The organism is Mesorhizobium xinjiangense, from assembly GCF_009749525.1.
Lineage (GTDB): Bacteria > Pseudomonadota > Alphaproteobacteria > Rhizobiales > Rhizobiaceae > Mangrovimarina > Mangrovimarina xinjiangensis.
On record NZ_WOAC01000018.1, the window covers coordinates 39,632 to 54,353 of the forward strand.

14 protein-coding genes and 1 tRNA gene are annotated in these 14,722 nt (G+C 63.6%); 5 read left to right on the top strand and 10 right to left on the bottom strand.

The genetic code is table 11. The features are described 5' to 3' along the window. The first annotated feature begins 112 nt into the window (after positions 1-112). Both GM909_RS18590 and GM909_RS18595 read left to right on the top strand, forming a co-directional pair. Positions 113-2,209, top strand: a complete 2,097-nt coding sequence (locus GM909_RS18590) for a TonB-dependent siderophore receptor (RefSeq protein WP_157018617.1) — start codon at positions 113-115, stop codon at positions 2,207-2,209. Next, on the top strand, positions 2,209-3,426 hold the full coding sequence (locus tag GM909_RS18595; RefSeq protein ID WP_157018619.1) for an MFS transporter: 1,218 nt from the start codon (positions 2,209-2,211) through the stop codon (positions 3,424-3,426). Before GM909_RS18590 ends, GM909_RS18595 begins: the two co-directional genes overlap by 1 nt. Positions 3,427-3,471: 45 nt before the next feature. Here the strand turns inward: GM909_RS18595 and GM909_RS18600 are convergent, their stop codons facing one another. Beyond that, positions 3,472-4,716 (bottom strand): saccharopine dehydrogenase family protein, encoded by a 1,245-nt coding sequence (locus tag GM909_RS18600; RefSeq protein WP_157018620.1) that lies wholly within the window; start codon positions 4,714-4,716, stop codon positions 3,472-3,474. A gap of 60 nt (positions 4,717-4,776) precedes the next feature. After that, a complete protein-coding gene (nspC, locus tag GM909_RS18605) occupies positions 4,777-5,874 on the bottom strand; it encodes a carboxynorspermidine decarboxylase (protein ID WP_157018622.1) in 1,098 nt (365 codons plus the stop codon). 195 nt (positions 5,875-6,069) lie between these two features. On the opposite strand from nspC, the gene GM909_RS18610 reads away from it, so the two are divergent. Then, a complete protein-coding gene (locus tag GM909_RS18610) occupies positions 6,070-8,010 on the top strand; it encodes an adenylate/guanylate cyclase domain-containing protein (RefSeq protein WP_157018624.1) in 1,941 nt (646 codons plus the stop codon). Between the two features lie 162 nt (positions 8,011-8,172). After that, the gene (locus tag GM909_RS18615; RefSeq protein ID WP_157018626.1) at positions 8,173-9,345 is read left to right on the top strand and encodes an AI-2E family transporter; all 1,173 of its coding nucleotides are present in this window, start codon (positions 8,173-8,175) and stop codon (positions 9,343-9,345) included. 29 nt (positions 9,346-9,374) lie between these two features. Here GM909_RS18615 and GM909_RS18620 read toward each other — a convergent pair whose 3' ends face one another. Continuing rightward, positions 9,375-10,793, bottom strand: coding sequence for an MFS transporter (locus tag GM909_RS18620; protein ID WP_157018628.1), 1,419 nt, complete (start codon positions 10,791-10,793; stop codon positions 9,375-9,377). Between the two features lie 10 nt (positions 10,794-10,803). After that, the gene (locus tag GM909_RS18625; RefSeq protein WP_157018630.1) at positions 10,804-11,136 is read right to left on the bottom strand and encodes an ArsR/SmtB family transcription factor; all 333 of its coding nucleotides are present in this window, start codon (positions 11,134-11,136) and stop codon (positions 10,804-10,806) included. A 237-nt stretch (positions 11,137-11,373) separates the two neighbouring features. Here GM909_RS18625 and GM909_RS18630 point away from each other — a divergent pair, with 237 nt between their 5' ends. Continuing rightward, positions 11,374-11,757: a DUF4168 domain-containing protein gene (locus GM909_RS18630; protein WP_157018632.1), complete on the top strand. Its 384-nt coding sequence runs from the start codon at positions 11,374-11,376 to the stop codon at positions 11,755-11,757. Between the two features lie 353 nt (positions 11,758-12,110). Here the strand turns inward: GM909_RS18630 and GM909_RS18635 are convergent. From GM909_RS18635 to GM909_RS18660, 6 genes are all read right to left on the bottom strand, one after another. Then, a tRNA-Phe gene (locus GM909_RS18635) sits at positions 12,111-12,186 on the bottom strand. A 244-nt stretch (positions 12,187-12,430) separates the two neighbouring features. Next, positions 12,431-12,634: a DNA gyrase inhibitor YacG gene (gene yacG, locus GM909_RS18640; RefSeq protein ID WP_157018634.1), complete on the bottom strand. Its 204-nt coding sequence runs from the start codon at positions 12,632-12,634 to the stop codon at positions 12,431-12,433. 74 nt (positions 12,635-12,708) lie between these two features. Next, positions 12,709-13,341 carry a Maf-like protein gene (locus GM909_RS18645; RefSeq protein WP_157018636.1) on the bottom strand — a complete coding sequence of 211 codons (633 nt, stop codon included), beginning with the start codon at positions 13,339-13,341 and terminating at the stop codon, positions 12,709-12,711. A 48-nt stretch (positions 13,342-13,389) separates the two neighbouring features. Next, positions 13,390-13,608 carry a translation initiation factor IF-1 gene (infA, locus tag GM909_RS18650; protein ID WP_157018638.1) on the bottom strand — a complete coding sequence of 73 codons (219 nt, stop codon included), beginning with the start codon at positions 13,606-13,608 and terminating at the stop codon, positions 13,390-13,392. A gap of 143 nt (positions 13,609-13,751) precedes the next feature. Then, a complete protein-coding gene (locus tag GM909_RS18655) occupies positions 13,752-14,231 on the bottom strand; it encodes an arsenate-mycothiol transferase ArsC (protein ID WP_157018640.1) in 480 nt (159 codons plus the stop codon). Further along, positions 14,231-14,713 (bottom strand): UPF0262 family protein, encoded by a 483-nt coding sequence (locus tag GM909_RS18660; RefSeq protein ID WP_157018642.1) that lies wholly within the window; start codon positions 14,711-14,713, stop codon positions 14,231-14,233. The genes GM909_RS18655 and GM909_RS18660 overlap by 1 nt, the downstream gene beginning before the upstream one ends. Positions 14,714-14,722 lie beyond the last annotated feature (9 nt).

The following is a 14,722-nucleotide window of genomic DNA, read 5'->3' on the forward strand; positions in this document are numbered from 1 at the left end:
CGCCCATATGCAACACCGGCGTCCGGATGAGGCGGCCGGCCGCAATTAAACTTGATAACAACACTCAAATTTGGCATCGGCAGCATGCTTATATCAATTCAGGGGTTCGAATATGCGCAAGCGCTCGACTATGAGCCGGCTCGAAATCGTGTTGCTGGGAAGTGCCGCAATAATCGCTTCGATCGGTGCAGCCTACGCTCAGGACACCACCGTTCTCGAACGGCTGACCGTCGAGGCCGAGAGCGACGACATTCTGGTGCAGGACGGCTATGTGGCGATGGAAGACCGCATCGGCACCAAGGTCGACACCCCCATCGTCGAAATTCCGCAGGCAATCTCGGTCATCACGCAGGACCAGATCGAGGACCAGAAGCCGCGCACGCTCAACGAGGCGCTCACCTATACGGCGAGCGCCAATCCCAACACCTTCGGCTTCGACACCCGGTATGACGCCTTCTTCCTGCGTGGCTTTCCGGCTGGCTACAACGGCGTGTTCCGTGACGGGCTGCGCCAGTACAACGGCCTGTCCGCCTGGTTCAAGACCGAGCCTTACGGGATCGAGGGCGCAACCATATTGAAGGGACCCGCCTCCTCGCTCTACGGGATCAGCGGCCCGGGCGGCATCGTCAATCTCGTCACCAAGCGCCCCAAGGAAGAACAGTTCCGCGAAATCGAACTGCTGGGCGGCTCGCATGACCGCTACCAGGCAGCGTTCGATCTGTCCGGGCCGGCCAACGAGGACGGCACACTTCTATATCGTCTGACCGGGCTCGGTCGCTCAAGCGACACCGAGCTTCCCGGATATCCCGACGACAAGCTCTATCTCGCCCCTGCCGTCACCTGGCAGCCCGACGCCGACACGAAGCTGACGGTGCTCGGCGCGATATCGCATTCGGTCACCGGCGGCACCGCGATTTATCATTATGATGGTTCGGGTGTCCTGTCGGACACATATGTCGGCGATCCGGCCTGGAATGATTTCGCCCAGACGCAGGGACGCATCGGCTACGAATTCGAGCACCGCGTCAACGATGTGCTCACCCTGCGCCAGAACCTGCGCTACAGCGCCATCGACGCCGATCTCGAATATAGCGGCCTGTATTCGATCGGCGCGGGCCTGCCCTTGCAGCGCTATTGGCAGCACTACAAGGAGGACATGCAGAACTTCATCGTCGACAACATGGCGCAGATCGAATTCGATACCGGTCCGGTCAGCCATACGGCAGTGGCCGGCGTCGACTACGCCTGGACGTACTATGACGCCCAGATGACGCCGGCGACAGGCACACTGGACGACGTTCGAAGTGCAACATTCGCTCCGTATAGCGGCCAGGAGGCAAACCAGACCGGCATCTACCTCCACGACCAGATGGAATGGAACAACTTCACCCTGTTCGCCAGCGGCCGCTATGATTGGGTCGCGACGGACTCGTCGGAGGCCGGACAGGCCAAAACCCGGCAAGAGGATGACGCGTTCTCGGGCAGGATCGGGCTGTCCTACCGCACCGAATGGGGCATCATCCCCTACGCCAACTATTCCACCTCGTTCGCTCCCAATATCGGATTTGTCACGGACGCGTCGGGTCGACAGCCCGCCCGGCCGACGATCGCCACCCAGAAGGAAATCGGCGTCAAGTACGAAATTCCCGGCATGAACGCCGTCGTCAGCGCCGCCTATTTCGATATCGACCAGGAAGACGGCAGCGTGTTCGACGCATCGGGCGACGGCATTCAGATTCAACGCCAATACGACATGAACTCGCGCGGGTTCGAACTGGAGGCCAACGCCTCGCTCGGCAACGGGTTGAGCCTCATTGCCTCCTACACACATCTGCGCGTGAAGATCGAGCAAGGCCCCGAAGGCACCGTAGGCAAGGAACTGTCCGCGACACCCAATGACATCTTCTCGCTGTGGGGCCATTACAAGTTCGAAGGCGGCGCGCTCGCAGGTCTCGGGCTCGGTGCCGGCGTGCGTTATGTCGGCGACAGCTACGGCGACGACCAGAACACGTTCAAGAACGAGGCGCGCACATTCGTCGATGCCGCACTGTCCTATGATTTCGGCTATCTCAAGCCGGAGATGGACGGCGTGTCGCTGCAGGTCAATGCCAAGAACCTGTTCGACGAACGCAAGCAGACCTGCTCGGCAGGCTATTGCTATCGTGACGAAGGCCGCTCGGTCTTCGCCAGCCTGCGCTACCGCTTCTGATGAACGACGCGCCGAAGAGCGGCCTTCCGGCCTCGCCGGTCGCCCTGGTCACGGCGATCGGCGGACTCTATGTCGCCCAGAGCGTCATCGGCGGCATCACCTGGTCCGGCCTGCCGGCCGTCATGCGCGATCAGGGCTATTCGCTCGACCGGGTCGGCCTGTTGTCGCTGATCGCCCTGCCCTGGGCGCTCAAATTCCTCTGGTCGCCGCTCGTCGAGCGCTACCGGCTGCCGCGCCTGGGCCGCAACCGCTCCGGCACGATCGTGCTTGCCGGCGGGTTGATCTGCGTCGCGGGTCTGTTCGTTGTCGGCGCCATCGGACCGGGCATGCTGAGCGCGGTTCTGATTGCCCTGACCATCGTCGCCTTCGCCGCCTCCACCGTCGACATCGCCTGTGACGGCTATGCGGTGGAAAACCTCGCCAAGCAGTATCATGGCTGGGGCAACGCCGCGCAGGTCGGCGGCGCCTATCTCGGCTCGGCCATCGGCGCCGGCCTGTTCCTGGTGCTCGTCGCCCATTTCGGCTGGCAGGCCGGCGTATGGGCGATGGCGGGCCTGCTCGTCGTTCTCGGCACGCCGTTCATGCTGCGGTCGAGAAGCGCAAACATTGTCGAGACGCGCGAGCATATCCCCTCCCTTGCTGCCGCCTTGAAACGCCCCGAAATCCGGCGCGGTCTCACGGTTGCGGCACTCTATGTGGTGGCCCAGAAGGTCTCGCTCGGCATGCTCGGTCCGTTCCTGATCGATGCCGGGCTCGATCTCGCCACCGTCGGCCTGCTCAACGGCGTCGGGTCGATGTTCGTCGGCGTGGCCGCCGCCCTTCTCGGCGGCGCGCTGATCAGGCCATTGGGCATGCGCACCGTGCTGGTGTCGGCCGTCATTCTGCAGGCCGCGGCGCTCTTCTTCTTTTCCGCCTACGACCTCGTCGCCGGCATTCCAAGACCCGTGCTCGCCGCAGTGGCGATCGCCAGTTCCTCCGGTTTTCTTGCTCTCGGCTTCGTCGCACTCTATGCGCAATTCATGCGCTGGTCGGATCCCAGGCAGGCGGGCATCGACTTCACGCTTTTTCAGTGCATGGACGCGCTGGTGAGCATGGTCGGCGGCATCCTCGCCGGCTATGCGGCGGAATATCTCGGCTACGGGGTGTTTTTCGCCTGTGCGGCGACCGTGGCACTCGCCGCCGCACCGGCCATCGCCATGGTCGCCGACCGGCGGTGAGCACAATCAAGCCGGCGAGGTCTTTCCTCGCCGGCCGCTGCTAGATCAGACCTCGAATTCGAGCGCCCGGTCGCCTTGGGCGTCGCGGATGCGCGTCGGCAGCCCCATGCGGTTGAGCAGGCCGAGGAAGGGCCGTGGCGGCAGTTCCTCGACATTGGCCATCTTGCCGACATCCCAGTCGCCCCTGGCGATCAGCATGGCGGCGGCGACCGGCGGCACGCCGGCCGTATAGGAAATGCCCTGGCTGCCGACCTCGTTGTAGGCGTCCTTGTGGTCGGCAACGTTGTAGATGAAGACCTCGGTCTCCTTGCCGTCCCTGGTGCCTTTCACGAAGTCGCCGATGCAGGTCTTGCCCTCATATTCGGGCGCCAGCGACGCCGGATCCGGCAGGCACGCCTTGACCACCTTGAGCGGCACGACCTCGAGACCTTCCGCCGTCGTGACCGGCTTCTCCGACAAGAGGCCGATATTCTTCAGGACGGTGAAGACATTGATGTAGTGGTCGCCGAAGCCCATCCAGAAGCGCACATCCGCGCCATCCATGTTCTTGGCAAGCGAGTGGACCTCGTCATGGCCGCACAGATAGGCTTTGCTCTTGCCGACCACCGGCAGGTCATATTCCTTGCCGATCTCGAACATCCGGTTCTCCTGCCACTGGCCGTTCTGCCAGGAATAGACGACGCCGGTGAACTCGCGGAAATTGATCTCGGGATCGAAATTGGTGGCGAAATACTTGCCGTGACTGCCCGCATTGATGTCGACGATGTCGACGTCGGTCACCTTGTCGAGATATTCGTCCTTGGCCAACCGGGCATAGGCGTTGACCACGCCCGGATCGAAGCCGGCCCCGAGAACAGCCGTGATGCCCTTTTCCTCGCACTCGGCGGCACATTTCCATTCATAGTTCGCATACCATGGCGGCGTCTCGCAGATCTTGCCGGGCTCCTCATGGATGGCCGTGTCGATATAGGCCGCCCCCGTGTCGATACAGGCGCTGAGCACGGACATGTTGAGGAACGCCGTACCCACATTGATGACGATCTGCGTCCCGGTCTGCTCGATCAGCCTTTTCGTCGCCTCGATATCGAGCGCGTCGAGCGTGTGCGCTTCCAGCTTGCCGGGCTGTTTCATCGCCTTTTTCTCGTTGATGCTGGCGATGATGCGCTCGCACTTCTCCCTGGTGCGCGAAGCGATATGGATGTCGCCAAGCACATCGTTGTTCTGGGCGCATTTATGGGCCACGACCTGCGCCACGCCGCCGGCGCCAATGATGAGGACGTTTTTCTTCATTTCGGGGCTCTGTCTCCTGCTCTACCGTGCCTAGTGCTCTACCGTGCCTAGTCAAACTTTTCACGAAAGGCTTTCCGCGTAGTCCTTGTAGTCGAACTGGCGCACAAGGCGCACCTTGCCGTCAAGCTCGCGTATGGCGATCGAGGGCATCCTGACGCCGTTAAACCAGTTCTTCTTGACCATAGTGTAACCGGCGGCGTCCTGGATGGAGATGCGGTCGCCGACCTTCAGCGTCTCGGGAAAGCGGAATTCGCCGAATATGTCGCCGGCAAGGCACGATTTGCCGCACACCACGTAGCTGTGTGCGCCCTCGTTCGGCGTCACCTTGGCGCTTTCGCGATAGATCAGCAGATCGAGCATATGGGCCTCGATGGAACTGTCGACGATCGCCAGATCCTTGCCGTTGTCGAGCAGGTCGAGCACCGTCACTTCGAGCGTCGTGCTGTTGGTGATCGCCGCCTCGCCGGGCTCCAGATAGACCTGCACGCCATGGCGGTCGGCAAAGGCCTTCAGCCGGTCGCAAAAGGCCTCGACCGGATAGCCCTCGCCGGTGAAATGGATGCCGCCGCCGAGGCTCACCCACTCGGCCCTCGCCATCAGGGGCGCGAACTTGTCCTCGATGTCGCCCAGCATGCGATCGAACAGGTCGAAATCGGCATTCTCGCAATTGTTGTGGATCATGAAGCCGCTGATGCGGTCCATGACGGGCTCGACTTTTGCCGCATCCCATTCGCCCAGGCGGCTGAACGGCCGGGCCGGGTCGGCAAGGTCAAAGCTCGACGAGCTCACTTGCGGATTGAGCCGCAGGCCGCGCGTGATGCCGGCCGACTGTGCGTCGAAACGTTCGAGCTGGCTGATCGAATTGAAGATGATCTTGTCGGCATGCGAGACGACCTCGTCGATCTCGTTGTCGCCATAGGCAACGGAATAGGCATGCGTCTCGCCGCCGAACTTCTCACGGCCGAGGCGAACCTCGTAGAGCGACGACGAGGTGGTGCCGTCCATATATTGGCGCATGAAGTCGAACACCGACCAGGTGGCGAAACATTTGAGCGCCAGCAGCGCCTTGGCGCCGGAGTCCCTGCGCACGCGCTCGATGATCTCCATGTTCCTGGCGAGCTTCGCCTTGTCGATCAGGTAATAGGGGGTCTGGATCATCGCGCGCATCCGGGATTGGTGTTTGACGGGCCGCGTAAATATGCAAGCAAGCGCCGTCCGGCAATAGTGCCAGCCCGTATTGGGCGGCCGAGCATTGCTTGTGCAAAGGCGGACAAGCGCATTCGACGGCTCGCCGACAACCCTTCAGTCGGCTATCATTCGCCGCCCTGGGGTTGTGCTTGAGGTGTCGCAAGGATGCAGGAACAAGAAGACGGCGAGACGCATCGCGCGCGCCCGGCGCGAAAGGTGTGGAACCGGCCGCTGCGCACCCTGCTCGGCCTCGCCATGGTGGCGCTGATCGTGGCGGTGTCGGGCATGCTCGTGCAGCTCGACTACCGCCGCAACCGCGCCGAGGCGATCGCCAACGCCGAATCGGCGATGCATGCGCTGTCGTCGCGCCTCGTCGACCGGTTCGGCGTGATCGCCGCCAATTCGCAGATGCCGGTGACGCTGATCAGCAAGCTGGCGGCGGCCTTTCTCGCACCGCCGCCCGACCTCATGCAGGGCAAGATCGACATCGTGCGCGAGGGGCTGGCCCTGGCGCCGAACCTCGACGGCATCTATGTCGGCTTTCCCGACGGCGCCTTCTTCCACGCCATCCGGCTGGCTTCACCTGCCTGGCAACAGGCGCTCGAGGCGCCGCAGAAGGCAAGCATCGCCATCCGCACGATGACGGCGATCGATCCGGACCGGCGCGAAAGACTTGTCTTTCTCGATGGTGCCGGCACGGCGATGGGCGAACGCAGCCCGCCAGCCTCCGACTTCGATCCGCGCCAGCGGCCATGGTACAAGGCCAGCGCCAGCTCCGGCGAGACTGTTTCCATCGGGCCTTACCGCATGGCGACCACCGGGGCGCTCGGCATGGCGATCGCACGGGCGCATCGCGGCAATCGGCAAATCGTCGTCGGCGCCGACGTGGTGATCGAGACCATTCTCGACTTCCTCGACGCCGAGCGCATCACACCGGAGACGGCGATCTTCATCGCCAATCCGGATGGCCGCGTCGTCATCCACTCCGACCCGCCGATGATGCGCCGCATCGACCTCGAGCGCCAGGACGCGCCCGTTGCACGCGTGATCGAGGACCCGCTGGTCCACGCCGTGCTTGAGGCCAATATCGGCGACGACCCCGTTCACCTGACGGCCGGAGACCAGCCCTATCTGGTCACGGCGCGTGCGATCGAGGACAGCGTGCTGCTTTCCGGTCACCGCGTCTTCATCGCCGCGCCCATGAACGAATTGCTCGGCCCGACCATTGCCGCACTGCGCCAGGGCCTGGCGGTGTCGGCCGCAATCATCGCGGCGGCGGTCGTCATCGCGCTCTTTCTGGCGCGGCTCATTTCGAGATCGCTCGACGCGCTGACGGCCAGCGCCGACCGGCTGAAGGAGCTCGATTTCGCCACGCCGATCGAGGTACCGACCCGCATAAGCGAGATCCACACGCTGGGCAGCGCAATGAACCGGGCGCGCGATGCGATCCACAGCTTCGCCATGTATGTGCCCAAGGAGTTCGTGCGCCGCGGCATGGAGAGCGGCCGCTTTTCCGGACGCTCGGCGCGGCGCCAGGAGGTGACGGCGCTGTTCACCGACATCTACGATTTCACGACGATCAGCGAGAAGAATGCGCCCGAGGACGTGGTGGCGATGCTGTCGGACTATTTCGACATCTTCAGCGAGGTGGTCAACGCGCATAACGGCACCATCATCCAGTTCCTCGGTGATTCCGTCTTTGCCATGTGGAACGCTCCGGTCGCCGACGAGCACCATGCCGAACGTGCCTGCCGCTGCGCGCTCGATGTCGAGCAGCGGCTGAAACAGTTCAATGCCGACCAGCGCGACAAGGGCCTGCCGGAATTTCGCACGCGCTACGGCATCCACACCGGGCAGGCCCTGGTCGGCAGCGTCGGCGCGGAGGAGCGCCTGCAATACACGGCGATGGGCGACACGATCAATCTCGCCTCGCGGCTCGAAGGCATGAACAAGAAGCAGGGAACAGTGATCCTGGCCAGCGAGGCGACGGTGAAGCGCTGCGGCGATGCCATCGTCTTTCGCCCGCTCGGTGCGACCAAGGCCAAGGGCCGCACCGCCGCGGTCAGGATCTACGAGGTGACGGGCGCGGCACCGGAGACGGCGTAGGCGCCCCGCAAGAGGACCATCCTCCCACCGTTAGCCCCAGTTCGCGGCCGCGCAGCGCGGCAAGCCATTTGACTCCGGTGCCGCTTTCGGGCAGGCACAGCTTGCCAAATGGCGGACGTTGCGTGACAACGTCGCGACTGTTCAGGAATGCGGCCCTCAACCATGGATCGTCCGGTCCTCCCCCAGGAGCCACCCTGGCTCGGCTCATCGATTTCGAAACGGGTAGCGCTGATCCCGCCGCTTTCGGCTGCCCGCTGGCTGCTCGTCCTGGTCGTCGCAGCCGGGATCTATTTCTTCCACGATTTCCTCGTGCCGGTGCTGGCCGCGCTCGTCATCGGCTTTGCAAGCTGGCCGCTCTACCGTCCATTGCCGGAGCGGCTCGGCGGCAACCGCGCGCTCGCGGCAACCCTCGCCATCCTGATGATCCTGCTGTTTCTCGTGGTGCCGATCACGCTGGCCGTCAGCTACACGGCCGAGGAGATCGGCGTCTGGATCCGCTGGGCCGTGGAGGCCAACGAAACGGGTGCGCCGACGCCGGACTGGATCGTCAACCTGCCGATCGTCGGCGAATGGCTCAACGCGCAGTGGACGCGCCATATCGGCCATCCCGGCGCATTGGGCGAACTGGCGCAGATCGTCAGCGGCGCCAATATCGGCAACATCTACCGCGCCCTGCTGGCGACCGGCTCGGGCGCGTTCAACATCGTGCTGACGCTGCTATTCATGATGATCGTGCTCTTCTTCGTCTACAAGGACGGAGATACCTTCGCCGATCAGCTCGACCGGCTGGGCGAGCGCATCCTGCCGGCGCGCTGGGAACGCATATCACGCGTCGTCCCGGCCACCATCCGCTCGACCGTGACGGGCACGACGCTGATCGCCGTCGGCGAAGGCATCGTGCTCGGCACGGCCTACTGGATCGCCGGCGTCCCCTCCCCGGTCACGCTCGGTGTGCTGACCGGCCTGATGGCGCTCGTGCCCGGCGGCGCGCCGCTCTCCATGACGCTGGTGTCGGTCTATCTGGTGGCCAGCGGATCGCCGATCGCCGGCGTCGCACTGTTCGCCTGGGGCAGCCTCGAGCTCTTCGTCGTCGACAAGACGATCCGGCCGAAACTGGTCGGCGGCCCGATCAGCCTGCCGTTCCTGCCGACCTTCTTCGGCCTCATCGGCGGCGTGAAGACGATGGGCTTTCTCGGCTTGTTCATCGGTCCGGTGCTGATGGCCCTGCTCGTCGCCATCTGGCGCGAATGGGTGCGCGAGGCCGAGATCGCGCTTGCCGCGGAAAGCACGCCCTCGAAGCATCCCTCCCCGGATCCGAAAGAAGCCGGCGACTAAACAGTTTGCGCGCGTTCGCCGCGGGCGGATCAAACCGCCATGCGGCTTCTATGCTGCGCCAGGGCCGCTGCGCTCCAGAAGCCGGCACACAGCGTCGTCGCGCCGATGCCCACCGCGATCAGAACGACTCCATAGCCCCCTGTCAGCGACCACAGCCAGGCGGCCGCCAGCGGTGCGAGCGCCTGCATCAGGTTCATCGGGGCGACCAGGACGCCGTTGATGGCGCCATAGGCCTCGCGGCTGACCATCCCCGGCACCGCCAGGCCGCGCACGATGGTGATCATGCCGTTGGCCGCGCCGTAGAAGGCGGCGATCGCCGCGAGGACGACCACCTGCGGCGGCGCCCAGGCGAAGCCGATCACGGCAAGCGGGAAGATGATGACGATCATCGAGCCGATCGAGCGGACCGGCGCATGCGGCGCGAACAGCCAGATCAGGATGCGGCCGGCCACCTGGGCCGGCCCGATGACGGCCATGACGGTGACGACGCCGGCCGCGTTCAAGCCGCGTTCCAGAAGCAAAGGGTAAAGGTGGAATGTGAGCGTCGAGAAGGCCGCGGCATAGGAGACGAAGGCCAGCATCAGCGCCCAGAAGACAGGCCGGCGAATGGCCCAGGCGACGGCCTCGCGCCCGGCCAGCGCCGGCGCGTCATGCGAATGGCGGGGCGGAAGCCGAAAGTCCCTGGCCGGATCGATTGCAAAGCCGTAAAGCCCGCCGCAGACGACGATGTTGATCACGCCGAGCACCATGAGGGCGCCGCGCCAGTCATAGGCATCGATCAGAAACTGGATCAGGGGGATGAAGACGGTGGAGGCAAAGCCGCCCCACAGCGTGACGGCGGTTATGCCGCGCCGCGACCTGTCCGCGCCGACGCGCCGGGTGATCACGGCGAAAGCGGGCTCGTAGAGCGTTGCAGCCTGAAGACAGCCGATCCCCGCGAAGATGACGTAGAAGACAACGATGTCGGCCACCTGCGACCAGGCCAGAAGCAAAAGACCGGCGGCAACGGCGGCAAGGCTCATCACATAGCGCCCTCGCCCGCGATCGATCGCCGCGCCCACCGGATAGGCCGCGACACCCGCCAGCGCCATGCCGAGGGTTGCTGCGCCGTAGATCTGCGGCTTCGACCAGCCGAGGTCGACGCGCATGGCTTCGGCGATCAGGGGAAAGCTGTAGAAGAGCGACCCCCACGAGCATATCTGGGCAATGCCCAGCGCCGTGATCAGCCAACCTGCGCCTGTTTGAGCGTTCTGCGATCCGGATGTGTCATGGTTCAGCGTCTCGAGAAGCTGCAGAGCGTAGGGATGCACCTCGCCCTTGGGCTGCGAGCCGGCGGAAAAGGCCTTGAACCTGTCTCCCCCCACCCGGTTCACGATCGCCTCGGCAAGGATCGACCGGGCCGAGTTTCCGGTACACAGGAAAAGGACGTTCAGCGGGCTGTCGCTCATCGGAAAACTCCTAACATTTGCACGTTACGGCTTCGATCACAGGACGGCAGAGCTCGGGCGCCCCGTTGCAGCAGTCCTCCATCAGGTAGGCGAGCAGGTCGCGGAACCCGGTCATGTCGGCAAAATAGCGAATGACACGGCCCTCGCGCTCGGCCCGCACCAGCCCTGCATGGGAGAGGATCTTCAAATGGGTCGAGGCAGTGTTCTGCACGGTGTCGAGACACGCAGCGATCTCGCCCGCCGGAATGCCCTCCGCCCCCGCCTTGACCAGCAGCCGGAAGATTTCGAGCCGGGTTTCCTGGCCGAGTGCGGCGAGCGCGGCAAGCGCAGTCTTCTTTTCCATATATCTGCAATTCCCGATTTATCGCTTTCTATAAGAGCGGATCGCCACGATGTAAAGGCCGCAACGGGCACAGATATCCGCTTCGGTGCGGAGCGCTTTCAATTGAACGGATCACATAACGGTCACGGTTTCCTTTTGCCGGAAATCAAAACTGAGAAGGACCGTCACATTGTCATCGCGGCGTGCTGGACAATGGCCCGACTGAAATCTTCATCTTACCCAGGAAGGATCTGACTCGTGAAAATTCGGACCAGTCTCAAAATCTTGCTCACGGCGGCTTGCTTGTCGATGTCCGCCGGTCTTGCGACCCAAGCGATGGCGCAGGAAACACAAGCGCCGGCGGCTCAGTCAGCGGAATTCGGCGACGAGAAGCTGCAATCCTTCGCTGTTGCGCTGGTAAAGGTTCAGTCCGTTCAGCAGGAATATGCCCAAAAGCTGCAAGCGACCGGCTCAGAAGAAGAGCAAGCGACATTGCAGCAGGAAGCCACCGGGAAAATGATGGAAGCCGTCGAGACGACGGACGGCATCTCCGTCGATGAATACAATCAGGTCATCACGGCTGCCCAGACCGATCCCGAGTTGGCCCAGCGTATAACGGACTTCATGAAACAACCGGAATAACGCCGTTGCGCCATTGCGCTACGGCGAAGGCCGAACAGCCTCTTGATCACCACCCGCAGCCCGTCGCTCTCCCCGAGCGGCGGGCTTGCGCTTAGAACATGTCCCGCGCAAATGGAATCGTTTGGGCGGGACATGTTTCAGCATATTGATCTTGCGCGCATATCTTTGCTTCAAACGTTTCTGTTTGAAGCGAACGCGCGATAGAGTTCCGCAATCGCCGGCCTTGACGCCCCCCTCCGGGCTTACCTCTTCCGTATCGCCAGCAGAATCTGTGCCACGTCCGGCAACGTTGTGATGTCACCTCGAATGCCTGCCTAATGTCTGCAACAATTTGAATTTTCTTGGAAAATTGATGGTGCCCAGGGGCGGAATCGAACCACCGACACGCGGATTTTCAATCCGCTGCTCTACCAACTGAGCTACCTGGGCAGGACCGCGGCAAGCGGGTCCGAAGCGTTTCGGAACGTCCGTCCGGTCCGCCGAAAGCGCGTGGGTTATAGCACGAGATTTTAGCCTGTCCAGCGCGCGACGGCATATTTCCGACAGAAAAGATCATCCCTCCTTCTTGCCGCCCGGCAAGCAGTGGATTGCCGCGGCTTCGCCGCCCTTATGGCGCGCGCAGCGCGTGCACAAAGCGGGATCGCCCATCGCTTCCGCCTGGCGAGGCGCCGATCTAATCCTCCGCTTCCGATGAACTGTCGAGCGGCTCGCCCGGGATCGCATAGGACCCCGACAGCCAGCGGTTCAGGTCGATGTCCTTGCAGCGCTTGGAGCAGAAAGGATAGGTCTCGCGCAGGGACGGCTTGCCGCATTCGGGGCAGCCGATCTTTGGGCGCAGCGGCGTGACCTTGGCAGTTGGATCCGTCGTCATGCTCATTCCCGTTCGTCCTGGATCGGTTCACCGCTTAAAGCATGTCCCGCTCAAACATTTCCGTTTGAAGCGAATGCGCGCTAGGCGACGCGGGTGCCCGACAGCCAGTTGAAATGCACCTTGTAGCCTTCGCCGGCAAGAAGCCCCACGGTCTCGTAGAGCGGCAGTCCCACCACATTGGTGTAGGAGCCGATCAGCTTGACCACGAAGGTTCCGGCCAGCCCCTGCACGGCGTAACCGCCGGCCTTGCCGCGCCACTCGCCGGAGGCCAGGTAGCTTTCCAGCTCCTCGCGCGACAGCCGCTTGAAACGCACGCGCGTCTCGACGAGCTTCTGGCGCTGCTTGCCGGACGGCGCGACCAGACAGACCCCGGTATAGACACGGTGCGCGCGGCCCGACAAAAGCCTGAGGCAGTTCGATGCCTCGTCGAGCATTTCCGCCTTGGGCAGGATACGCCGGCCGACCGCGACCACCGTGTCGGCGGCCAGCACATAGGCGGCCTCGGCTTCGGCTTCGCGTTTCAACGCATCGACCGCGGCCTCCGCCTTGGCCTTTGCCAGGCGTTTGGCGAGCGAGCGCGGATGTTCCGAACGCGCCGGCGTCTCGTCGATGTCGGTCGGCAGCAACCGGTCGGGCTCTATGCCCGCCTGCTGGAGCAGTTCGACGCGTCGCGGAGACCCCGAGGCAAGCACCAGCTTCTGGAAGACGCTCATCGATTTCCTGCCGCCACGTGAGAATCGCCGACTCGTGCCGCCAATGGCTTACTTGAAACGATAGGTGATGCGGCCCTTGGTCAGGTCATAGGGCGTCATTTCGACCAGCACCTTGTCGCCGGTCAGCACGCGGATGCGGTTCTTGCGCATGCGTCCGGCGGTGTGAGCAATGATTTCGTGATCGTTTTCGAGCTTGACGCGGAACATCGCATTGGGGAGCAATTCCGTGACGGTGCCCGGAAATTCCAGGACTTCTTCCTTCGGCATTCGGTACCTTTTCGTTGAACGTGACCTGGCGGGAACGCTGCCCGCCGGAGTTTGCGCGGAACCTATATGATAATGTGATCCTTGTGAACACGCATATTCGTCTCGCATGCTCAGGCTCAAGTCAGCCCAAGTCGGACCCCGAGTCAGACTTTGAAACGCCCGGCGATGCGTTTGGCCAGCCGATCGCGCAGATCGCGATAGGCTGTGAGAATCTGCTCGCGCGTTCCTCCGACGATCGACGGATCGGGCATCGGCCAGTATTCGACGTTCACGGCCATCGATCGCGTCAGTTCGAGTGCGGCGTGATGGGCCTCCGGCGCCAGGGTCACGATGAGATCGAAATAGTCGTCCTCCAGCTCGTCCAGCGTGCGCGGCTGGCGCTCGGCCAGGCCGAGGCCCCATTCGGCCAGCACCGCATCGACGAAGGGATCGCGTTCTCCGGCGCGCACACCCGCCGAGGCCACGAAGACCGTCGACGGCAGGTCCCGGCGCGCCAGCGCTTCGGCCATCGGCGAGCGGATGGCGTTCATGCCGCACACGAACAGGATCGAGCCGGGCGGCTTGTCGCCTTCGCCGCCAAGCGGCGCTCCCGGCTCCCGCGGCTGCCCCGGCGCCGCGTTCATCACCCGCGCCAATGCAGGACGCAGACCAGGGTGAAGAGCCGGCGCGCAGTGTCGAAATCGACCTCGATCTTGCCCGCCAGCCTCTCCTTGAGCGTCTGTGAGCCCTCATTGTGCAGCCCGCGCCGGCCCATGTCGATCGCCTCGATCTGGCTCGGCGTGGCGGTGCGGATCGCCTCGTAATAGCTCTCGCAGATGAGGAAATAGTCCTTCACGATGCGCCTGAACGGCGCCAGCGACAGGATATGCGTCACCACTTGCGCGCCGTCGTCGCGGCTGATGGCGAAGACGAGCTTGGAATCGACAAGCGACAGCCCGAGCTTGTAGGGACCGCCCTCTCCGTGGCCGACCGGCCGGAAGCTGTTTTCCTCGATCAGGTCGAAGATCGCCACCGCTCGCTCATGCTCGATGTCGGGCGTTGCCCGGCCGATGGACTCGTCGAGTTCGACATCGATCAGACGGTCTTTCGGCAGGCCTCCCGACATCGGCAACCG

Coding starts and splice junctions, on each gene's coding strand:
- GM909_RS18590 (WP_157018617.1), top strand. CDS start 113: ATGCGCAAGCGCTCGACTATGAGCCGGCTCGAAATCGTGTTGCTGGGA.
- GM909_RS18595 (WP_157018619.1), top strand. CDS start 2,209: ATGAACGACGCGCCGAAGAGCGGCCTTCCGGCCTCGCCGGTCGCCCTG.
- GM909_RS18600 (WP_157018620.1), bottom strand. CDS start 4,716: ATGAAGAAAAACGTCCTCATCATTGGCGCCGGCGGCGTGGCGCAGGTC.
- nspC (WP_157018622.1), bottom strand. CDS start 5,874: ATGATCCAGACCCCCTATTACCTGATCGACAAGGCGAAGCTCGCCAGG.
- GM909_RS18610 (WP_157018624.1), top strand. CDS start 6,070: ATGCAGGAACAAGAAGACGGCGAGACGCATCGCGCGCGCCCGGCGCGA.
- GM909_RS18615 (WP_157018626.1), top strand. CDS start 8,173: ATGGATCGTCCGGTCCTCCCCCAGGAGCCACCCTGGCTCGGCTCATCG.
- GM909_RS18620 (WP_157018628.1), bottom strand. CDS start 10,793: ATGAGCGACAGCCCGCTGAACGTCCTTTTCCTGTGTACCGGAAACTCG.
- GM909_RS18625 (WP_157018630.1), bottom strand. CDS start 11,136: ATGGAAAAGAAGACTGCGCTTGCCGCGCTCGCCGCACTCGGCCAGGAA.
- yacG (WP_157018634.1), bottom strand. CDS start 12,634: ATGAGCATGACGACGGATCCAACTGCCAAGGTCACGCCGCTGCGCCCA.
- GM909_RS18645 (WP_157018636.1), bottom strand. CDS start 13,341: ATGAGCGTCTTCCAGAAGCTGGTGCTTGCCTCGGGGTCTCCGCGACGC.
- infA (WP_157018638.1), bottom strand. CDS start 13,608: ATGCCGAAGGAAGAAGTCCTGGAATTTCCGGGCACCGTCACGGAATTG.
- GM909_RS18655 (WP_157018640.1), bottom strand. CDS start 14,231: ATGAACGCGGCGCCGGGGCAGCCGCGGGAGCCGGGAGCGCCGCTTGGC.
- GM909_RS18660 (WP_157018642.1), bottom strand. CDS start 14,713: ATGTCGGGAGGCCTGCCGAAAGACCGTCTGATCGATGTCGAACTCGAC.